At 72.5% G+C, this 21276-nt stretch carries 16 protein-coding genes; 7 read left to right on the forward strand and 9 right to left on the reverse strand.

Translation table 11 applies throughout. The features are described 5' to 3' along the window. Window positions 1-84: 84 nt before the first annotated feature. From O1G21_RS14860 to O1G21_RS14880, 5 genes are read right to left on the reverse strand one after another with little or no spacing between them, the layout of a single operon-like run. Window positions 85-1074 (reverse strand): ABC transporter substrate-binding protein, encoded by a 990-nt coding sequence (locus O1G21_RS14860; protein WP_270144062.1) that lies wholly within the window; start codon window positions 1072-1074, stop codon window positions 85-87. A gap of 45 nt (window positions 1075-1119) precedes the next feature. Beyond that, window positions 1120-1899, reverse strand: coding sequence for an amino acid ABC transporter ATP-binding protein (locus O1G21_RS14865; protein ID WP_270144064.1), 780 nt, complete (start codon window positions 1897-1899; stop codon window positions 1120-1122). After that, complete coding sequence (locus O1G21_RS14870) at window positions 1896-2897, reverse strand: amino acid ABC transporter permease (RefSeq protein ID WP_270144065.1); 1002 nt, start codon at window positions 2895-2897, stop codon at window positions 1896-1898. Before O1G21_RS14870 ends, O1G21_RS14865 begins: the two co-directional genes overlap by 4 nt. A gap of 28 nt (window positions 2898-2925) precedes the next feature. Further along, window positions 2926-3873: an ABC transporter substrate-binding protein gene (locus tag O1G21_RS14875; protein WP_270144066.1), complete on the reverse strand. Its 948-nt coding sequence runs from the start codon at window positions 3871-3873 to the stop codon at window positions 2926-2928. 10 nt (window positions 3874-3883) lie between these two features. Next, entirely contained in the window at window positions 3884-4414 is a 531-nt protein-coding gene (locus O1G21_RS14880; protein ID WP_270144067.1) for a GNAT family N-acetyltransferase, read from the reverse strand. A 161-nt stretch (window positions 4415-4575) separates the two neighbouring features. Between O1G21_RS14880 and O1G21_RS14885 the strand changes: the two genes are divergently transcribed. Further along, entirely contained in the window at window positions 4576-5829 is a 1254-nt protein-coding gene (locus tag O1G21_RS14885) for an RNA-guided endonuclease InsQ/TnpB family protein (RefSeq protein WP_270144068.1), read from the forward strand. A 14-nt stretch (window positions 5830-5843) separates the two neighbouring features. Here O1G21_RS14885 and O1G21_RS14890 read toward each other — a convergent pair whose 3' ends face one another. Continuing rightward, complete coding sequence (locus O1G21_RS14890; protein WP_270144070.1) at window positions 5844-7001, reverse strand: LLM class flavin-dependent oxidoreductase; 1158 nt, start codon at window positions 6999-7001, stop codon at window positions 5844-5846. Between the two features lie 541 nt (window positions 7002-7542). Between O1G21_RS14890 and O1G21_RS14895 the strand changes: the two genes are divergently transcribed. Further along, a complete protein-coding gene (locus tag O1G21_RS14895) occupies window positions 7543-8547 on the forward strand; it encodes an amino acid ABC transporter permease (protein WP_405000806.1) in 1005 nt (334 codons plus the stop codon). Between the two features lie 73 nt (window positions 8548-8620). Beyond that, window positions 8621-10546: an FAD/NAD(P)-binding protein gene (locus tag O1G21_RS14900; RefSeq protein ID WP_270144073.1), complete on the forward strand. Its 1926-nt coding sequence runs from the start codon at window positions 8621-8623 to the stop codon at window positions 10544-10546. 40 nt (window positions 10547-10586) lie between these two features. Here the strand turns inward: O1G21_RS14900 and O1G21_RS14905 are convergent, their stop codons facing one another. Then, window positions 10587-12419 carry a serine/threonine-protein kinase gene (locus tag O1G21_RS14905; RefSeq protein ID WP_270144075.1) on the reverse strand — a complete coding sequence of 611 codons (1833 nt, stop codon included), beginning with the start codon at window positions 12417-12419 and terminating at the stop codon, window positions 10587-10589. A gap of 151 nt (window positions 12420-12570) precedes the next feature. Here O1G21_RS14905 and O1G21_RS14910 point away from each other — a divergent pair, with 151 nt between their 5' ends. After that, on the forward strand, window positions 12571-14856 hold the full coding sequence (locus O1G21_RS14910) for an FdhF/YdeP family oxidoreductase (RefSeq protein ID WP_270144077.1): 2286 nt from the start codon (window positions 12571-12573) through the stop codon (window positions 14854-14856). Between the two features lie 71 nt (window positions 14857-14927). Here the strand turns inward: O1G21_RS14910 and O1G21_RS14915 are convergent, their stop codons facing one another. After that, window positions 14928-16472 carry a C40 family peptidase gene (locus O1G21_RS14915; protein ID WP_270144079.1) on the reverse strand — a complete coding sequence of 515 codons (1545 nt, stop codon included), beginning with the start codon at window positions 16470-16472 and terminating at the stop codon, window positions 14928-14930. 366 nt (window positions 16473-16838) lie between these two features. On the opposite strand from O1G21_RS14915, the gene O1G21_RS14920 reads away from it, so the two are divergent. Together O1G21_RS14920 and O1G21_RS14925 are read left to right on the forward strand one after the other, a co-directional pair. After that, window positions 16839-18038 (forward strand): inorganic phosphate transporter, encoded by a 1200-nt coding sequence (locus O1G21_RS14920; protein ID WP_270144081.1) that lies wholly within the window; start codon window positions 16839-16841, stop codon window positions 18036-18038. Between the two features lie 26 nt (window positions 18039-18064). Then, complete coding sequence (locus tag O1G21_RS14925; protein ID WP_270144082.1) at window positions 18065-18313, forward strand: hypothetical protein; 249 nt, start codon at window positions 18065-18067, stop codon at window positions 18311-18313. Window positions 18314-18408: 95 nt separating this feature from the next. Here the strand turns inward: O1G21_RS14925 and O1G21_RS14930 are convergent, their stop codons facing one another. After that, window positions 18409-19962, reverse strand: a complete 1554-nt coding sequence (locus O1G21_RS14930) for an MDR family MFS transporter (RefSeq protein ID WP_270144084.1) — start codon at window positions 19960-19962, stop codon at window positions 18409-18411. A 224-nt stretch (window positions 19963-20186) separates the two neighbouring features. On the opposite strand from O1G21_RS14930, the gene O1G21_RS14935 reads away from it, so the two are divergent. After that, a complete protein-coding gene (locus tag O1G21_RS14935; RefSeq protein WP_270144086.1) occupies window positions 20187-21236 on the forward strand; it encodes an ABC transporter permease in 1050 nt (349 codons plus the stop codon). Window positions 21237-21276 lie beyond the last annotated feature (40 nt).

The following is a 21276-nucleotide window of genomic DNA, read 5'->3' on the forward strand; positions in this document are numbered from 1 at the left end:
CGGAGGGTCGGAGGGGTCACCATAGCGGCGGGCGGGGACGAACGGGTGAACGAAACAGGGCCTGTTCTACGACTCGGGCCGGTCCTACGGCTTGGGCTTGGGGAGGCCCGGCGGGTTGATCTCGGAGGTCTGCACCGCCTCGGTCTCCAGGCCCCAGCGCTTCAGCACCTGCCCGTACGTCCCGTTCCTGATCACCTCGTTGAGCGCCTCGTTGAGCGCCCTGACCAGCCCGTTGTCCTTGCGGGTGGTCGCCCCGATCTTGCCGAGGACGTCCGCGCCGCCGCCCGAGTAGGTGCCGACCACCTCGGTCTCGCCGGTCTGCACGGCGTGGAAGGCCAGGCTGGGATCGGGGCCGGTGAAGACGTCGATCCGGCCGGAGGAGAGCGCCAGGTAGTACTCGGTGCCGGAGAAGTACTTGATGTCGATCGGCTTGAGGCCGCTCCGGACGTTCTCCTCGCTCCAGGCGATCAGCAGCTTCTCCTGGTTGGTGCCGGTGGAGACGCCGACGGACCGGCCGGCCAGGTCCTTGGGGCCGGTGACCTTGATGCCGCTGCCCTTCTTCGCCTCGAAGCCGAGGACGTCCAGCCGGTAGGTGGCGAAGTCGTACTTCTCCTTGCGCTCCTCGGTGACGGTGATGTTGGACAGGCCCGCGTCGTACTTGCCGCTGTCCAGGCCGACGAAGATGTTCTCCCAGGAGACCGGGTTGAACTCGACCTTGAGGCCGAGCACGTTGCCGACCAGCGAGGCGATGTCCGGCTCGACGCCGATGATCGTCCTGTCGTCGTCGGCGTAGAAGTCCAGCGGCGGGGTGGTGCCGAGGGAGTCGACGATCTTCAACGTGCCTCTTCGCCTGATCTCCTCCGGCACCAGCGCGGCGATCGCCTCGACCTTGGGCGTGGTCACCCGGTTCTGCTCGGGCGACAGGTTCACCACGGTGCCGTTCGGTGCAGTGCTGCCCTTGGCCGGGGCGAGTTCCGCCGAGGCGCCCGTGGCGCCGCTGCCGCAGCCGGCCAGGACGAGGGCGGCGGCGAGCGCGCCGGCGGCGGTCACGAGGGCGCGACGAGGTAGGGACATGGCGGAACTCCTGCTCGATGAAGGGGGGTTGGGGGCGGTCGGGATTCAGAGCACCTTGGCCAGGAAGGCCCGGGTGCGCTCGTGCTGCGGGCGGTCCAGGACCTCGGCGGGCGGGCCCTGTTCGACCACCACGCCGCCGTCCATGAAGACCACGGTGTCGGCGACCTCGCGGGCGAAGCCGATCTCGTGGGTGACCACGATCATCGTGGTGCCGCTGCGGGCGAGGTCCTTGATGACGTCCAGCACCTCGCCGACCAGCTCGGGGTCGAGCGCCGAGGTGGGCTCGTCGAACAGCAGCACCTTGGGCTCCAGCGCCAGCGCCCGGGCGATCGCCACCCGCTGCTGCTGCCCGCCGGACAGCTGCCGGGGGTAGGCGGCCGCCTTGTCGGCCAGCCCGACCCGCTCCAGCAGGCCCAGCGCCGTCGCCCTGGCCTCGGCCCGGGGCCGGCCGAGCGCGGCGATCGGCGCCTCGACCAGGTTCTCCAGCACGGTCAGGTGCGGGAAGAGGTTGAAGTTCTGGAACACGAAGCCGATGCCGGTGCGCTGGCGCAGCACCTCGCGCTCCTTGAGCTCGTACAGCCGGTCGCCGGAGCGCCGGTAGCCGATCAGCTCGCCGTCGACGGCGACGTAGCCCCGGTCGAGCCTCTCCAGGTGGTTGATCGCCCGCAGCAGGGTGGACTTGCCGGAGCCGGACGGGCCGAGCACCACGGTGACCGAGCCGGCCGGGACGTCCAGGTCGACCCCGCGCAGCACGTCCAACCGGCCGAAGCTCTTGTGCAGGCCGCGGACCTGCACCATCGGGGCGGTCTTCGTCAGCGTGGTCATGAACGTCCTCCGGCAGTACGGTTCGGCAGGGTCCGCAGGAAGGTCCGCAGGCGCTGCAGCGGGGTGGGCGGCGGGGTGCGCCGGGCGCCGCGGGAGAAGTAGCGCTCGACGTAGTACTGGCCGATCGACAGCACCGTGGTCAGCACCACGTACCAGACCGTGGCGACCATCAGCAGCGGCACCACCCGGCCGGTCCGGCCGTAGATCACCTGGGCCTGGTAGAAGAGCTCGCCGATGGCCATCACGTAGACCACCGAGGTGCCCTTGAGCAGCGAGATCACCTCGTTGGCGGCGGCCGGCAGGATGCCCCGCATCGCCTGCGGCAGGACGATCCGCCAGGCCTGCCGTCCGCGCGGGATGCCCAGCGCGGCGGCGGCCTCCCGCTGGCCGGCGTCCACCGCGATGACGCCGCCGCGGATGATCTCGGCGGCGAACGCGGCCTGGTGCAGCCCGAGGCCGAGCACCGCGGCGCCGAGCGCGCCCAGCACCCCGACCGTCTCGAACTCCCCGAAGGTCGGGCCGAACGGGATGCCGAAGCCGAACCGCTTGTAGAGGTAGGAGAGGTTGAACCAGAACACCAGCTGGACGATCAGCGGGATCGAGCGGAACACCCAGACGTACGCCCAGGCGAGGGTCTGCAGGATCGCACTGCGGGACAGCCGCATCGCGGCCACCACGGCGCCGAGCGCGAAGCCCAACAGGGTGCCGTAGGCGGTGAGTTCGAGGGTACGGCCGATCGCCTGCAGGATGGTGTCGGCGGTGAAGTAGAGCCGGAAGGTGGCCCAGTCCCAGGCGGGGTTGGTGGCCAGGCCGTGGAGGAACTGGACCAGGACGACGAGGGCGGCGGCCCCGGCGGCCCAGCGCCACGGGTGCCGGGCGGGGACGGTCCGCAGGCCGTCCAGCTCCTCGGGGTCGAGGCCGCGGTCGGGACCGCGGTCGGGGCCGGCCGTGCCGGCGGTTCTCGCCGGGGCCGGCGGTGCTTGGGTGCGGACGGTCATCGGAGGACTCCTTCGACGGACCTGACGGTCACGGGTGTTCGGGCGGACTGATCTGCGACTCCTTGATCGCCGAGCCGGTGAGCCCCCACTTCCGGAGGATCCGCTCGTACGTCCCGTCCTTGATCAGCTGGTTGACCGCCGCCTGGAAGGCCGGGGTGAGCGGGGAGCCCTTCCTGAAGGCGAAGCCGACGTCCAGCCGGTGGAACTCGTTGAGGAAGCGCACCCCGGCGGCCGGCTGCGCGGCCTGGTGGCGCAGGCCGTTGATGGTGGACATCTCGACGTCCACGCGGCCCTGCTGGAGGCTGGTCAGCAGCGCACCGCCGTCGCTGAACGCCTTGACCTCGTACGGCTTCTTCCCGGCGTCGGCGCAGACCCCCTTCTTGCTGTCGAGGGTGCTCTCGAAGGTGGTGCCGGCGCCGGTGCCGATGGTCAGCCCGCAGAGCTGGGCCAGGTCGGTGACCGGCTGGAACGCCGTGTTGTCCTGCTTCACCGCGAAGCCCTGGCCGTCGTCGATGTAGGTGACGAAGTCGACGGTCTTCAGGCGGGCGGTGGTGACCCCGAAGTTGCCGGTGCCGACGTCGTACTTGCCGCTGCCCAGGGCGGGCAGGATGGTCTCGAAGGCGGCCTCCTCGCGCTGCACGGTCAGGCCGAGCAGCTTGGCGACGGCCTCGGAGAAGTCGATGTCCACGCCGGCCGCCTTCTTGGTCGCCTGGTCGACGTAGAAGGCGCCGGGCGGAGTACCGAAGGCCGAACCGAACTTCAGCACCCCGGACTTGCGCACCTCCTCGGGCAGCAGCGCGGCGGCGGCCTCCGACCGGCCCAGGCCGGAGACGACGTCCTCGGTGGCGGTCGCGGCGGGCCCGCTCGCTCCGGCCGCGCCCGCGATCTTCGGGTCCGAGCCGCACGCGGCCAGCGCCAGGACCGGCAGCAGGGCGGTGGTCGCGAGGAGGCGGCGGCGGACGGTGGTGGTTCTCACGGGGGGCCTTTCAGTGGGTGGGGAGCAGGGCCGGCAGGGGCTTCTCGAAGGGGAGCGGGCCGATGGGAATGGGCCCCTCCTGCCCGTCGGCGGGCAAGGAGGGAGGATCGGCGGTGACGTCGAACAGCGGGGTGTAGCCGGCCGCCAGGTAGAGGCCCTTGGCCTCGGGCTGGCGCGGGCCGGTGGTGAGGAAGATCCGGCGGTAGCCGGCGGCCGCGGCGGTGCGCTCCAGTTCGGCCAGCACCCGGCGGGCCAGGCCCCGGCGGCGGTGCGCGGAGTGCGTCCACATCCGCTTCACCTCGGCGGTGTGCTCGTCGCGGCGCATGTACGCGCCGCCGGCCACCGGCTCGCCGTCCTCCAGCAGGAGCAGCAGCGCACCGTGCGGCTCGGCGAAGGCCTCGGCCGGGTAGCGGGTCATCTCCTGGTGGGCGCCGGGGCCGTAGCGGCTGACGTACTCGTGGGTGAGCTCGCGCAGCAGCGGTTCGACCAGCGGGTCGGCCAGGGTGACCCGGCGGAACTCCTTGTGGTGCACCTCGCTCAACTTTGGTCTCCCAAGATGCCCCGGCCTGCAGGCCGGGGAGATGGGGGTCCCCCCGCCCGGAGGGTGGGGGAGGGGCGTTGACCCGGAGCCGCGAAGCGGCGGAGTGACCTTCGCAGGTTCTGACGTGAGCCGTTGTCAGTGCCTGTCGGTAGGTTGATCTGGTGCATCTTCGGTACTCCTATCGCATCTACCCGACGGCAGGTCAGCGTGCCTCGCTGGCCCGGACGTTCGGGTGTGCCCGGGTGGTGTACAACGACGCTCTCGCGGTGCGGAAGGAAGCCCGGAAGGGCGGCCTGCCGTACCCCAAGTCCACGGACTTGCAGAAGCTGGCGATCACGGCGGCAAAGAAGACCCCCGAACGGGCGTGGCTTGCATCGGTCGGGGTGGACCCGCTGATCCAGTCCCTTCGGGATCTGGACACGGCTTACCGGAACTTCTTCGACTCGGTGTCCGGCAAGCGGCAGGGGCGCCCGGTCGGTTTGCCGCGGTTCAAGTCGAAGCGCGATGCCCGGCAGAGCCTGCGGTTCACCCGCAACGGGTTCCGCATCCGGTCCAACGGCAAGCTGAACCTGGCGAAGATCGGCGATGTGCGGGTGAAATGGTCTCGGGCACTGCCCGCCGATCCGTCGTCCGTGACGATCGTGCTGGACCCGGCTGGCCGGTACCACGCCAGCTTCGTCGTGGACGTCGAACCGGTCCACCTGCCCGAGGTCGATGCCGAGATCGGCATCGACCTCGGACTGACCACCTACGCCGTCCTCTCCGACGGCAGCGTGATCGACAACCCGCGCTTCCTCCGCAAGGCGGAGAAGAAGCTCAAGGCCGCGCAGCGGGAACTGTCCCGCAAGGCGAAGGGCAGCAAGAACCGGGCGAAGGTCCGCATCAAGGTCGCCAGGGCGCACGCCAAGGTGGCCGACACCCGCATGGACTGGCTGCACCAGCAGACCACCAGGATCATCCGCGAAACCCAAACGGTGTACCTGGAGGACCTGAACGTGCGCGGCCTCGCCAGGGGCCGACTGGCCAAGTCCGTCCACGACGCCGGCTGGTCCACCTTCCGGCGACTGCTCGAAGAGAAGGCCGCCCGATACGGGCGCACCATCGGCATCGTGCACCGCGCATTCCCGTCCTCCCAGCTCTGCTCGGACTGCGGACACCGCGACGGACCCAAACCCCTGCAAATGAGGGAGTGGGCCTGCGGCGTGTGTGGTGTGCTGCATGACCGTGACCTCAATGCTGCTCGCAACATCCTGGCCGCCGGGCAGGCGGACAGGCTAAACGCCCCTGGAGGGCCGGTGAGACCTGGCGCGGCGATCCCGCGCCAGGCGCGGCCCGTTGAACGGGGAACCCGCCTCGGCGATCTGCCACGCACGGGTGTCCGTGCCGCAGGCGCGGGAGGAATCCCCGTCCCTTGAGGGCGGGGAGGATGTCAAGCCTGCACCGCGATCAGCTGGTGCCGGTCCCGCTCGGCCTGCTCAGCGGCCTCGGCGGCCTTGGCGGCGTCCCGCTTGGCGACCTCCTCGCGGACGATCGGGATGACGTAGCGGCCAAAGTCGATCGCGTCGCCCAGCAGGTCGTAGCCGCGCGCGGAGAGGATGTCCACGCCGAGGTCGTAGTAGTCCAGCAGCGCCTGGGCGACGGTCTCCGGGGTGCCGACCAGCGCGTTGGAGTTGCCCGCCCCTCCGGTGGCCGCGGCGGTCGGGGTCCACAGCGCGCGGTCGTAGCGCTCGCCGGCCTCGGCGATCTCGATCAGCCGCTGGGAGCCGGTGTTTTCCGGGGTGGCGGTGACCGGGCGGCGCCGGGGTGCCAGCGCCCCGCTCTCCCGGCGGGCCCGGATGGTGGCCACCGTGCGGTGCGCCTTCTCCCAGGCCAGCTCCTCGGTCGGCGCGATGATCGGCCGGAACGCCACCTGGATCCGCGGCAGGTCGGTCCGTCCGGCGGCCCGCGCCGCCTCCTTCACCCGCTCGATCTGCTCGGCGGTGCGGGCCAGCGGCTCGCCCCACAGGCAGTAGATGTCCGCCTCGGCGCCGCCGGCCGCGTAGGCGGCGTCCGAGCTGCCGCCGAACGAGACCGCCGGGCGCGGCTGCTGAACGGGGAAGACGTCGGAGACGAAGTCGTTGAAGCGGTAGTGCGGGCCCTCGTGGTCGAAGGGCTCCCGACTGGTCCAGGCCTTCTTCACGATGCCGATGTACTCGCGGGTGCGCTCGTAGCGCTGGTCCTTGGTGAGGAAGTCGCCCTCGCGCTGCTGCTCGTGGTCGGTGCCGCCGGTGATGAAGTGGACGGTCAGCCGGCCGTCGCTGATCCGGTCGAGGGTCGCGAAGGTCTTGGCGGCGAAGGTCGGGTAGGAGACGTTCGGGCGGTGCGCGAGCAGGATCTGCAGCTTGTCGAGGTGCGAGGCCAGGAAGGCCGCCGCGGCCGCGGGCTCCGGGGAGCCGGAGCCGTACGCGAAGAGCACCCGGTCCCAGCCGTGGTCCTCGTGCGCCCGGGCCAGCCGCAGGGTGTAGTCGCGGTCGAAGGCGGCGGTGGTGCGCGGGTGGGTCTCCGAACCGTCGGCGGTGGCGGCGATGCCGAGGAATTCGACGGGCATGGCGGAACCTTTCGGGGTGGGCGGGGTCCGGCGGACTGCGGGCGGGCAAGCCGGAGGAGGAGGCGGGTGGCCGCCGGGCAGGGGCGATACGGGTTGTGCGAGGGAGGGGAGTGCCGGAGCGCAGTGCGAAGTCATCTGTGACAGCGAGGCGCGCTGACGCATCGTCGGACGACGGTGCCGGGCCGCGGCGGGGCACACTGAGGGAGGGCTCCCCGCTGGGAGATCAGGCCGGACGGGCGGCCCGCTGCCGGGTCAGCCGCGACACGCCGCGGACCACACCCGACCGAAGTCGATGTGGTCGCGGGTGACCAGGGGCTGCTCGGCGTACATGGCCTCAAGTTGAGCAGTCGGCCGAGCGGTACGTCAACCACCCATCATTGCCGCACTGTTGCGATCTCCTGTCGCTTTTCCGACGCCCCGTGACGGCCCCGGCCACCCTTGACAGCCGTCGATCGCGCATGCGTACGATCGAAGCGGAGTGCAGTGCGACGCACCGGCCGCGTTGAGGGACGCGGGCCGGCGCCCCGAGGGCCCGTACGTGATCACACCCGTACCTCTACCCCTGCCCGCACTCCGCCCAGGAGGCGCCGCCATGGCCACCCCGCAGGACGTCCTGCCCGCCCCCGCCCCCGCCCAGGGCCCACCGCCGGCCCCGGCCCCCGAGGCCCGGGTCGTCGCCCGCCGCAAGCCCGGCCAGTGGATCGCCGCGGCCGTCGCCCTGCTGCTGGCCGCGATGGCGGTCAGCTCGGTGATCCGCAACCGGGCCTTCCAGTGGAGCGTGGTCGCCGACTGGTTCACCGCCCGGTCCGTCCTCGACGGCCTGACCCTGACGCTGTGGCTGACCGCCGTGACCCTCGCCCTCGGCTTCGTCTTCGGCACCGTCCTCGCCACCATGCGACTGTCCACCAACCCGGTGCTACGCACGCTCAGTTGGGGCTACATCTGGATCTTCCGCTCCACCCCGCCGCTGGTGCAGCTGCTGTTCTTCTTCAACATCGGCGCGCTCTACCCGACCCTCGGCCTCGGCATCCCCTTCGGCTCCGAGTTCGTCACGGTGAAGACGGTCAACCTGATCGGCCCCACCCTGACCGCCGTCATCGGGCTCACCCTGCTGGAGACCGCGTACGCCGCCGAGGTGATCCGCGGCGGCATCCTCTCCGTGGACCGCGGCCAGCTGGAGGCGGCGGCCGCGCTCGGGCTCGGCCGGTGGCGGGTGCTGCGGCGGATCGTGGTGCCGCAGGCGATGCGCGCGATCGTGCCGACCGCCGGGAACATGCTGATCGGCGCACTCAAGGGGACCAGCATCGTCAGCGTGCTGGCCGTCTCCGACCTGCTCTACTCGGTGCAGCTGGTCTACCTGCAGTCCTACCAGGTCATCCCGATGCTGATGGTCGCCACCCTCTGGTACCTGGTGGTCACCACCGTGCTGTCCATCGGCCAGTACTACGTCGAACGCCACTTCGCCAAGGGCGCCAGCCGGGACGGCCTGCCGCCCACCCCGCTGCAGCGCGCCCGGGCGGCCCTGGTCAAGGTGGTGCGGGCATGAGCGAGCGCAGCGAGCGAATCATCGAAAGGTGCGTATGGGCGCATGCCCCTGCCGAGCGCAGCGAGGTGGGCGCATGACGTCCCTGGTCATCGTCGGGGCCGGCCCGCGCGGCACCGGACTGCTGGAGCGGATCGCCGCCAACGCCGCCGAACTGCTGCCCGCCGAGCGCCGGTTGGAGATCCACCTGGTCGACCCGCACCCGCCCGGCGGGGGCCGGATCTGGCGCCACGACCAGTCCCCGCTGCTGCGGATGAACTCGATGGCCGAGGACGTCACCATGTTCACCGACGAGCGCTCCACCATCGACGGACCCGTCCGCCCCGGCCCCTCGCTAGCCGAATGGGCCCGCCGGCAGCGGGAGTTCGCGCCCTACCGGGAGGTCGCCGACCCGGCCGTCCGGGCCGAGCTGCGCGAGCTGGCCCCAACCGACTTCCCCACCCGGCGCGCCCAGAGCGCCTACCTGGACTGGGCGTTCCGCCGCGCCGTCGCCGACCTGCCGGAGCACGTCACCGTCACCGTCCACCGGGACACCGTGCGCCGGATCGACGGACCGGCCGACGGCCCGCAGACCGTCCACCTCGGCGGCACCACGCTCACCGCCGACCACGTCGCCCTCACCCTCGGCCACCTCGCCTCCACCCCGCACCCCCGGTACGCCGCCGACGCCGCGTTCGCCGCCCGGCACGGCCGCTTCCACCTCCCGCCCGCCTACTCCGCCGACATCGAGGCCGAGTTGGCCCGGATCGCCCCCGGCGAGCAGGTGGTGCTGCGCGGTCTCGGCCTGGCCGCCGTCGACCTGATCGCGATGCTCACCGAGGGGCGCGGCGGCCGCTTCGAGCCCACCGGCGACGGGCCCGCCCTGCGCTACCGTCCGTCCGGCCGCGAACCGGTGCTGCACCTCGGTTCCCGGCGCGGCGTCCCGTACCACTCCAAGACCGACTACCGGCTCCAGGGGCCGCCCGCCCCGCTCCCCCGGTACTTCGACGCGGCCGCCGTAGACGCCCTGCTGGCCACCGGCCAGCCGCTCGAACTGCGGCGCGACGCCTGGCCGTTGATGGCCAAGGAGATCGGCTTCGGGCACTACCACGAGCTGTTCCACGCCCACCCCGAACGCACCGCGCTGCCCTGGCCGGAGTTCCTCGCCCGCTACGACCGGCACGGCTGGTACTCCCCCGGACTCGCCGCGCTGGTCGCCGAGGCCGTCCCCGACCCGGCCGACCGGATCGACTTCGAGCGGCTCGACCACCCGCTGGCCGGGCTCGAACTCGGCTCCGCCGAGGAACTGCAGGAGCACCTGCGCGCGTACGTCACCGCCGACGCCGACCGCCGCGCCGACCCGGCCCACAGCGCCGACCTGGGCGCCTTCCTCGCCCTGCTCTCGCTGTTCGACCAGCTCCCCCGGCTGGTCGCCGGCGGCCGGCTCACCGCCCGCTCGGTCGCCGAGGAGGTGGACGAGTGGTTCTTCGGCTACTTCAGCTTCCTCGCCTCCGGCCCGCCCGGCTTCCGGCTGCGCCAACTGCTCGCGCTCTCCGAGGCCGGGGTGGTGCGCTTCCTCGGCGCGGGCGTCCGGGTCGACCGGGACGAGGCCACCGGCACCTGGCGGGCCTCCGGCACCACCGTCCCCGGCCACACCGTGACCGCCACCGCGCTGGTCGAGGCCTACCTGCCCAAGCACGCACTGGCCCGCACCCTCGACCCGGTCCTGGGCGAACTGCACCGCGCCGGACGGGTGGTGGAGGAGGTGGTGAGCGACAGGGAACACACCCACCACTCCGGCCTGGTCACCATCGACCCCGCCGACAGTCGGCTGATCGACCCGGCCCTCGGCGGCGCCCCGCACCCGCGCCGCACCGCCCTCGGCCCGCACACCAGCCTCCGCTCGGCCGCCGCCTTCGCCCGCCCGCGCACCGACGCCCCGGCCTTCCGGCAGAACGACGCGGCCGCCCGGGCCCTGCTCCGGGCCCTGGCCGCCCTCCCGGCGGCGGCCCTGGTGGGGTGAGAGCCGGAGCGGACGTGCGGGGGCTACCGCGGGATGGGCGTCACGGGCCGAAGATCTCCTCCACCAGGTCCTCGTCCGAGACGTGGTCCGGCGCGTCGAAGACCACGTCGGCGGCGCCCTTCACGCCGAGTCCCCGCTCCAGCGCCTCGACGCAGGCCCCGGCCTCCTGGTCGGTGGCGAAGTCCCACACCCGCAGGCGCCGGACCAGCACCAGCAGCTCCATCCGGCTGATCCGCGGCGCCCGGCTCCGGTGCGTGCCGCCCTTGCGGCCGGCTTGGGCGAGCCGCTGCTGGTAGCCGGCCAGGTCCTGCCAGGCCTGGACGGTGCTCGGGTGGTGCTCGCCGAACGCCCGGGCGAGGTCGGGCAGCAGCGCGTGCAGCCGCATCACCGCGCCCTGCAGGTCGCCCCGGTTGGCCTGGTGGACGGCGAGGTCGTGCCGGGCCTTCAGGACCCGGCCGTCCTGCGGGCCCCAGGCGGCGTGCAGGTCCGGCAGCAGTTCGTTCAGCAGCCGGATCGCGGTGACGTCCGAGCCGCTCTCGCCGACGCACCACACCAGGTGGTAGCGGGCGCCCAGGGTGTCCGGGTCGGCCGGGCCGAGCGCCGGGCGCATGTCGTCCACCAGGGTGGACAGCAGCCGGATCGCGCCGTCCAGGTCCCCGGCCCGGCTGAGGTACCAGGCGAAGTCCCGCCAGGTGCACAGGGTGTCCCGGTCGGTCGCGCCGAGCGCGGCGACGCAGTCCTGGGCGACCGCCTGCAGCAGGATCGCCGACTCGCCCGCCGTCGCCGCCCGGTAGGCGGCCGACCGGCGCTCGCGCAGCCCGGCCCGTACGGCGTCCTCGGAGGGCGCGACGGCGACCACCGGCGGGGTGGTCAGCGGGGACAGCACCTGCGAGGCCGAGGGCACCCGCGGCGCCACCGGCGGGTGCGCCGGAACGGGCGGCGGGGGCGTGACGGGCATCGGCGGGGCGGTCACCGGCGAGTGGGTCGGCGCCGGCCGCGACGGATCCACCGCGGTCGGCTCCGGAGCCGCCGCCTCCCCGCGCCACTCGGCCAGCTCCGCGAGCCGCCGCTCGACCGTACGGGCGTCCGCCGGCCGCTCCTGCGGGTCCTTCGCCAGCAGCTCCGCGATCAGCCCGGCCACCTGTGGCGGCAGCCCGAGCCGCGCCGGGTCCAGCGCCGGGGGCGGCTCGTTGAGGTGCTGGTAGAGCAGCACCGGCGTCGAGTCCCCGCCGAACGGCCTTGCCCCGGTAAGGAGTTCGACCAGAACGCAGCCGAGCGCGTAGAGGTCGGCCCGCCCGTCCACCCGGCCGCCGGTCCAGCGCTCGGGCGCCATGTACGCCGGGCTGCCGACGATCGTGCCGGTGGTGGTCAGCCCGCCCACGCCGGTGTCCAGCTGGGCGATCCCGAAGTCCAGCACCTTCAGGTGCCCGGCGTCGGTGATCATCACGTTGTCCGGTTTGATGTCCCGGTGCACCATGCCCGCGTCGTGCGCCGCCGCGAGGGCCCCGCAGATCTGCCGCGCCCAGCGCAGGCTGAGCGCGGGCTCGGGCACTCCCGCCCGCAGCACCTCGGTCAGGGTGCGGCCGGTGAGCAGCTCCATCACCAGGAAGGTGACCTCCTCGCCGGCGGTCTCGCTCTGCCCCAGGTCGTGCACGGTGACGATGTGCGGGTGCGAGAGGTTCCCGGCCGCGCAGGCCTCCCGGACGAACCGCAGCGCCGCCTTCGCGTGGTCGCCGCCGTGGTGCCCGATCACCTTGACCGCCACCGGCCTGCGCATCCGGGTGTCCCGGGCCCGCCAGACCACCCCGAACCCGCCCTGTCCGAGCTTCTCCTCCAGCTCGTACCGGCCGTCCAGGACGTCACCGACTCGCACGCGCCCCTCCCCCTCCCGTTGTGACGCCCCCCGTTGTGACGCCCAGACTCTACCGACGGCCCTCCCCCTGCCAGGGCGCAGGTGGAAGGATGGGCGGACGGCCCCGCGACGGTGCGGCGGCCCGCACCAGCAACGCCCGAGGAGCGCAGTCATGGCCAAGCAGGCCCCGCAGAGCGACCCGGCGCAGGACGCCCCCGAGGTGTCCGCGCCCCAGCACGCGGCCGCCGGCCTGCCCGCGGTCGGCCACAGCCTGCGGATGGCCGCCGAACAGATGGGCGCCCGCCGCACCCTCGCCACCCTGCTCAAGGTGAACCAGCCGAACGGCTTCGACTGCCCCGGCTGCGCCTGGCCCGAGCCGGACAAGACCCACACCGCCGAGTTCTGCGAGAACGGCGCCAAGGCCGTCGCCGAGGAGGCCACCGAGCGCCGGATCCGGGCCGAGTTCTTCGCCGCCCACCCGGTCGCCGACCTGGCCGAGCGCTCCGGCTACTGGCTGGGCCAGCAGGGCCGGCTCACCCAGCCGATGCTGCTCGACGAGGGCGCCACCCACTACGCGCCGGTCTCCTGGGACGACGCCTTCGCGCTGATCGCCGAGGAGCTGCGCGCCCTGGACACCCCGGACGGCGCCGCCTTCTACACCTCCGGCCGCACCAGCAACGAGGCCGCGTTCGCGTACCAGCTGTTCGCCCGCCGGCTCGGCACCAACAACCTGCCGGACTGCTCCAACATGTGCCACGAGTCGTCCGGTTCGGCGCTCACCGAGACCCTCGGCGTCGGCAAGGGCAGCGTCAGCCTCAAGGACCTCTACCAGGCCGACCTGATCATCGTGGCCGGCCAGAACCCGGGCACCAACCACCCCCGGATGCTCTCCGCCCTGGAGCGCGCCAAGCGGGCCGGCGCCACCGTCGTCAGCGTCAACCCGCTGCCGGAGGCCGGCCTGGAGCGGTTCAAGAACCCGCAGCAGGCCCGCGGCCTGGTCGGCCACGGCACCAAGCTGACCGACCTCTTCCTGCAGATCCGCCTCGGCGGGGACCTCGCCCTGTTCCGCGCGCTCAACCGGATCATCGTGGAGAAGGACGGCGTCGACCGCGCCTTCGTCGCCGAACACTGCCACGGCTACGAGGAGTTCGAGGCGCAGGTGCTGGCGACCGAGCGGGCGGAGGTGCTCGCCGCGACCGGTCTGCCCTGGGAGCAGATCGAGGAACTCGGCCGCCTGGTGCTGACCTCCAAGAAGATCATCGTCTGCTGGGCGATGGGCCTCACCCAGCACAAGCACTCCGTGCCGACCATCCGCGAGGTGGTCAACTTCCTGCTGCTGCGCGGCAACGTCGGCCGCCCCGGCGCCGGGGTCTGCCCGGTGCGCGGGCACAGCAACGTCCAGGGCGACCGCACCATGGGCATCTTCGAGCGGCCGTCGACAGCCTTCCTCGACGCGCTGGGCAAGGAGTTCGGCTTCGAGCCGCCGCGCGAGCACGGCCACGACGCGGTGGACACCATCCGCGCGATGCGCGACGGCAAGGTCAAGGTGTTCTTCGCGATGGGCGGCAACTTCGTCGCGGCCACCCCGGACACCGACGTCACCGAGGCCGCGATGCGGCGCTGCCGACTGACCGTCCACGTCTCCACCAAGCTCAACCGCTCGCACGTGGTCACCGGCGCGCGCGCCCTGATCCTGCCCACCCTCGGCCGCACCGACCGGGACGTCACCCCCTCCGGCGCCCAGTTCGTCAGCGTCGAGGACTCGATGGGCCAGGTCCACGCCTCCCGCGGCGGCCTGCGCCCGCCCGCACCCGGCCTGCTCTCCGAGACCGCGATCGTCTGCCGCCTCGCCCGCACCGTCCTCGGGCCGCAGGACACCGTGCCGTGGGAGGACTTCGCGAGCGACTACGACACCCTGCGCGACCGGATCGCCCGGGTCGTGCCCGGCTTCGAGAACTACAACGACAAGGTCCGCCGCCCCGGCGGCTTCACCCTCCCGCACGGCCCCCGCGACTCCCGCACCTTCCCCACCGCCACCGGCAAGGCCAACTTCACCGTCAACCCGCTCACCGCCCCCGAGGTCCCGCCGGGCCGCCTGCTGCTGCAGACCCTGCGCTCCCACGACCAGTACAACACCACCATCTACGGCCTCGACGACCGCTACCGCGGCATCAAGGGCGGCCGCCGCGTGGTCCTGGTCAACCCCGCCGACGCCGTCGAACTCGACCTCCCCGAGGGCCGGTACGTCGACCTGGTCAGCGAGTGGACCGACGGCACCGAACGCCGCGCCCCCCACTTCCGCGTCGTCCACTACCCCGTCGCCCGCGGCGGCGCGGCGGCGTACTACCCGGAGACCAACGTCCTGGTCCCCCTCGACTCCACCGCCGACATCAGCAACACCCCCACCTCCAAGGCCGTCGTCATCCGCTTCGAACCCGACTCGACCCCGGCCGGCTGACCCGCCGCCGCCCCGGACAGCACGGAGGCCGCCCCCCGGCCGGGGGCGGGGGGCGGCCTCCTCCTACCGAATCAGTGCAGCAGTCCACCCAGCGGCAGCGTCGCCGTGGGGCTGCCGGGCGCGGAGGCGCTGGACGAGCCCGTGGTGCTCGGGGTGCCGGTGCCCGTAGGCGTGCCGGTCGGGGTCTGGGTCCCGGTGCCCGTCGGCGTGCCCGTCGGGGTCTGGGTCGGCGTACCGGTGGGCTTGTCCGTCGGAGTGCCCGTGCCCGACGGAGTGCCCGTGCCGGACGGGGTGCCCGGGTTGCTCGGCGTGCCGGTGCCGGACGGCGTACCGCTCGGGGTCGGCGGCGTGCTCGGCGTGCTCGGGTTGCCGGTCGGCTGCTGGTTGGCCGGCGGGGTCGGGGCCGGGCTGGGGGCGATCGGGGTGACGGTGTCCCAGCCCTTCGGCAGGTCCGGCACCTTCCAGGCGCCGCCGACGTCGTCCGCCGCGCCGTCCGGGTCGGGCCGGACGGCCCCGAGGATCGGCATCGAGCCGATCGGCGACACCTTGATGAAGGCGCCGGGCCGCGGGGCCTGGACGATCAGCCCGCCGCCGATGTACATCGCGACGTGCGAGGCGTCCTGGAAGTAGACCACCAGGTCGCCCGGCCGCAGCTGGTTCAGCGGGACGTGCTGCAGCTGTGCCCACTGCTCCTGGCTGGTGCGCGGGATCGGCTTGCCGGCGTGCAGCCAGGCCTGCGAGGTGAGGCCGGAGCAGTCGTAGGAGTCGGGGCCGATGCCGCCCCACAGGTACGGCTTCCCCAGCTGCGCCAGCGCGAAGGCCACCGACGCGCGCCCGGCCAGTGAGGGGGTGCGCTCGCCCTTGCCGAGGGCGCCGGAGGCGAGGAAGGCGAGCTGGGCCTCGTCGGCCTTGGCCTTCTCGAGCTGCTCCAGCTCGGACCGCTGTGCGCCGGTGAGCGAGGAGACCAGCTGTTCGACCGAGGCGAGGTCGGCGGCGACCTTGGCCTTGGCGGCGTCCTGCTGGGCGACCAGCGCCTGGGAGGTCTTGAGCGCCTCCTCGGTCTGCTTCTTCAGCCCGTCGAGCGCCTCCCGGTCGGCCTTCAGCTTGTCCAGGAACTCGGACTGGGAGCGGCTCGCCGCCTTCAGCAGTTCGGCGATGGTGACGGCCTCGTACGGGTCCTTGGAGAGCAGCAGTTCGGCGTACGCGGAGGCGGCGCCGTTGCGGTACTGGGCGGCGGCGAGCTGGGCGGCGATGTCCGTCCCGGTGTCGACCTGCTTCTGCTGCCGGTCGAGTCTGCCCTGGAGGTCGGTGAGCGCGGCCTGCTGTTCGGTCACCTTGGCGACCGCGCCGTTGTACTGCTCGGTGGCGGCCTCGGCGCTCTGGTAGAGCCCGTGCAGCTGGTCGAGCAGCGGTCCGAGGGTGGCCTTGGCGGCGGCCAGCGGGTCCGCGCCGGGGGCGACCGCGGCGCCGGTTCCGGGGTCGGGTGCGGCGTAGGCGGCCTGGGTGGCCGCCGGCAGGGCGAGTGCGGCGGCCGCGAGGACGGCTCCGCACCTCAGGGCGGCCCGCACCCAGGGGCGTACGCCCGACGTCTCCGTGCGCTGTGCAGCCCCGCCCATGGGATGGTCCTCCCCGCCCTTGCCTGTCCTGCCCCGGTGGACCGTCGCGGGGCTCCCCCCGGGAACGATCCCGCAGATCCTCCCACGGGTTACTCGTCGGAAACAGAGCGCACGCGGACTGGGAGGTTAAATCTCCATTGATCTGTCGATGTGTGAGACAGCTCTCAACAAACGGGGTCGAACCGGGACGTAGTCGGCCAATGCCCAGCTCAGCCCGGCCCAGGACACCCCTCCGAAAGCTTCCGGCCACCACTGGGACACCGCAGGAACCACGATTCCCGGCTCAGTTCACCTTCCGTTTACCCAACAGACCTACGGTCGCGACGACACCAACGTCCGTGCGACAACTACGACGATTGTTTGGGTATGGAACACATCTCGTTCCTGGTGGCCGTTGTGATCATCACGGCGCTCGCCTTCGACTTCACCAACGGGTTCCACGACACCGCCAACGCGTCCGCCACCGCGATCGCGACCGGGGCCCTTCGTCCGAAGGTCGCGGTCACCATCGCGGCCCTGCTCAACTTCGCGGGCGCGTTCCTGTCCGTGAAGGTCGCCACCACCATCTCCGGCGGCATCGTCAACGAGAAGGCCGGGGTCCACCCCGAGATCATCTTCGCCGCACTGGCCGGCGCGATCCTGTGGAACCTGCTGACCTGGCTGCGCGGCCTGCCGTCCAGCTCCTCGCACGCCCTGTACGGCGGCCTGATCGGCGCCACGATCGTCGGCGTCGGCATGAACGGCGTCAACTTCGACACCGTGATCACCAAGATCATCATCCCGGCGGTCGCCTCCCCCTTCGTCGCCGGCCTGGCCTCCTGGGGCGCCACCAAGCTGGCCTACGCGATCACCCGCAAGGGCGACTCCGCGGTCACCGACAAGGGCTTCAAGACCGGCCAGATCTTCTCCTCCTCGCTGATCTCGCTCGCGCACGGCACCAACGACGCCCAGAAGACGATGGGCATCATCACCCTGACCCTGGTCTCGGTCGGCGCCCTGCCGCACGGCGCGCTGCCCCCCACCTGGGTGATCGTCTCGGCGGGCGGCGCGATCGCGCTCGGCACCTACATGGGCGGCTGGCGGATCATCCGCTCGATGGGCAGGGGCCTGGCGGACATCAAGCCGCTGCAGGGCTTCGCCTCCGAGTCGGCCGTCTCGACCGTCATCCTGACCTCCTCGCACATGGGCTTCGGCCTCTCCACCACCCAGGTCTGCACCGGCGGCATCATGGGCGCCGGTCTCGGCGGCCCGAAGCCGGAGCTGCGCTGGAGCCTGGTCCGCCGCATGGTCTACACCTGGGGCCTGACCCTGCCGGCCGCCGGCCTGGTCTCCGGCGGTGCCGCGGTGCTGGCCCGGCAGGGCACCTGGGGCGTCGCCCTGGTGGGCGCCGCGCTGGTGGCCGGTTCGGCCGCGATGTGGATGCTCTCCCGTCGTGAGCGGGTCGGCGCGGACAACGTGAACGACGTCGCCGAGGTCACCCCGATCGAGGTCACCCCCGTCGAGGTCGCCACGGCCTCCCCGGCGAACGCCGCCCCCACCCCCGCCTCGACCACCGTCGCGGCCTGAGCGCCGACGCCCGAGGAGCACTCACCATGCACATCAAGTGGAACGCCCTGGCCCAGACCGCCGGCATCAGCTTCGGCGTCACCGTCGCCGTGGTCGCCGTCTTCGCCCTCGGCATCCTGGCGCTGTCCCGCCGCGAGGCCGCGCTGGGCGCGCGCGAGGCGGAGGGCGGCCGGGCCTCCGGCGGCCGGCCGGCCCTGCTGGCGGGCGCGTACGCCTGCTTCGCGCTCTGCGCCACCGCCGTGGGCTACGGCCTGGTGCTGATCGCCGCACCGTAGCCGGTCCGTACGGCTGTCCGTACGTCCGAAGAACCGCGAACGGGCCGGGGAGTGTCGAACACTCCCCGGCCCGTTCCGCGCGTCCCCGCGTCCGGTCAGCTCTGCTGGGTGGTCCGCAGCGCGGTCTCCCGGATGAACAGCACGGTGACGAAGGCCAGCGCCGCGAAGGGCGCGGCCCACAGGAAGACGGTGCCGACGCCGTGGCCGAAGGCGTCGGTCACCAGCGGCAGGATCGGGGCGGGCAGCTTCGCCAGGTCCGGGATGCCGCCGCCGGCCGCCGCGTGCCCGGCCGGGATGTGCGCCGCGGCCAGGTTCTCGGCCAGGTAGCGGCCGACCTTGTCGGTCATCAGCGCGCCGAGGGCGGAGACGCCCATCGCCCCGCCCATGGTGCGGAAGAAGGTGACGACGGAGCTGGCCGCGCCGAGCTCGTGCCGGGGCACCGTGTTCTGCACCGCGAGCACCAGGTTCTGGCTGGTCAGGCCGAGGCCGATGCCGGTGATCGCCATGTAGAGCGAGAGCAGCCCGTAGTCGGTGTCGACCCGGGCGGTGCCGAGCAGGCCGAAGCCGATCGCGAGCAGCGCGGTGCCGGAGACCAGGTAGGCCTTCCACTTGCCGTACTTGGTGATCAGCCGGCCGGCCACGGCGGAGGAGAGCGCCAGGCCGGTGATCATCGGCAGGGTCATCAGGCCGGCCATGGTCGGGGACTCGTCCTTGGCCAGCTGGAAGTACTGGCTGAGGAAGGTGGTCGCGCCGTACATCCCGACGCCGACCAGCACGCTGGCGATCGCGGCCAGGGTGACGGTGCGGTGCTTGAACAGGGACGGCGGCATGACCGGCTCGGCGGCGCGGCGCTCGACCACCACGGCCAGCCCGGCCAGCAGCAGGCCGCCGCCGACCATCACCGCGGTCTGCCAGGACAGCCACGGGTAGTCGGTGCCGGCCAGCGTGATCCAGATCATCAGCAGGCTGACGGCGGCGGTGATGACCAGCGCGCCCAGGTAGTCGATCTTCACCGGGCGCTTGACCACCGGCAGCTTGAGGGTGCGCTGCACCACCAGGATCGCGGCCAGCGCGAACGGGATGCCGACGTAGAAGCACCAGCGCCAGCCGAGCCAGGAGGTGTCCACGATGACGCCGCCGATCAGCGGGCCGCCGATGGTGGCGAGGGCGAAGACCGCGCCGAAGTAGCCGCTGTAGCGGCCGCGCTCGCGCGGCGGGACCATCGCGGCCAGGCAGATCTGGCCGAGCGCGACGACACCGCCGGCGCCGATGCCCTGCAGGGCGCGGCAGGCGATCAGCTCACCGGTGTTCTGCGAGAGGCCGGCCAGCGCGGAGGTCGCGATGTAGATCAGCAGGGCGATCTGGAGCAGCAGCTTCTTGCTGGCCAGGTCGGAGAGCTTGCCCCAGATCGGGGTGGAGGCGGTCAGCGTGAGCAGGGCCGCGGTGATCACCCAGGTGTAGGCGGACTGGCCGCCGTGCAGGTCGGTGAGGATGTGCGGCAGGGCGTTGGAGACGACGGTCGAGGAGAGCACGGCCACGAACAGGCCGAGCAGCAGGCCGGACAGTGCCTCCATCACCTGCCGGTGGGTCATCGGTCGGTCGTCGACGGCGGCTGCGGCGCCGGTCGAGGCCTCGGTGGTCGCGGTCATCTGGGTCCTTCGGCGGAGCGGGCGGAGTGCGGAGCGGGTGCGGAGTGCGGGGATGCGCGGGCACGAAAATTTGTTGCCTTAAGCAACCATACGGCTAAATGGTTGACTTAGTCAACCTTCTTCAGGTCGCGCACCGGTGGCCGGAAACCGGCGCGGAGATAGGACAAGCCAACTAGTTCATGGTATTAAGTATCCGATTTCCACCGATACGCAAGGAGATGAGGATGGCCGCCCCGGGGCAGGGTTTCGTCGCTGAACTGAAGGGCGCGGTCACCCCGCGTGCGGCACTGCTCGTGATCGGCGTGCTGCTGCTGCAGCTCGGCTTCATCACCTCGTACGTCGGGGCGCTGCACCACCCGACCCCGCACAAGCTGTCCATCGCGGTGGTCGCCCCGCCGCAGATCACGCCCAAGCTGGTGCAGGCCCTGGAGTCGGTGCCGGACGAGGCGGTCAAGCCCGTCACCGCGCCGGACGCCGAGACGGCGGCCCGGCAGATCAAGGACCAGAAGATCTACGCCGCGCTGGTCGTGAACCCGACCGGCACCGAGGACACCCTGCTCACCGGCGGCGCCCGCGGCACCTCCGCCGCCAAGGCCGCCGAGGGCATCACCACCGCGCTGGACAAGGCCCAGGGCCGGACCGTCAAGGTCGAGGACGTCGTGCCGCTGGCCAAGGGCGACACCAACGGCCTCACCGCCTTCTACCTGGTCATCGGCTGGTGCGTCGGCGGCTACCTGGTCGCCTCGATCCTCGGCATCAGCGCCGGTTCCAAGCCCGCCAACGTCCACCGCCTGCTGATCCGCCTCGGTGTCCTGGCGCTGTACTCGGTCGGCGCCGGCCTCGGCGGCACGATCATCGCCGGCCCGGTGCTGGACGCGATGCCCGGCTCGATCCCGGCCCTGACCGCCGTCGGCGCCCTGGTGGTGTTCACGGTCGGCGCGTTCACCATGGCACTGCAGTGCCTGTTCGGCATCATCGGCATCGGCCTCGCGGTGCTGGTCTTCGTGGTGCTGGGCAACCCGAGCGCCGGCGGCGTCTACCCCGCCCCGATGATGCCGCCGTTCTGGCGGGCGATCGGCTCGCTGATCCCGAACGGCGCCGGCACCAGCGCCACCAAGTCGATCGCCTACTTCGGCTCCACCAACCTGGGCATGCCGATCCTGGTCCTGGTGGTCTGGGCGGTCGTCGGCATCGCCGTCGCCTTCCTGTCCGTCCTGCGCGGCCCGCGCCCCGGGGGCCCCGCGATCGGCTCCGGGACCCCCGCCGAGGCCTGAGCACGACCGGCCCGAGCCCCCGGCCAGCGCGGCCGGGGGC

Origin of the sequence: Kitasatospora cathayae, from assembly GCF_027627435.1 — a bacterium.
Taxonomy (GTDB): Bacteria; Actinomycetota; Actinomycetes; order Streptomycetales; family Streptomycetaceae; genus Kitasatospora; species Kitasatospora cathayae.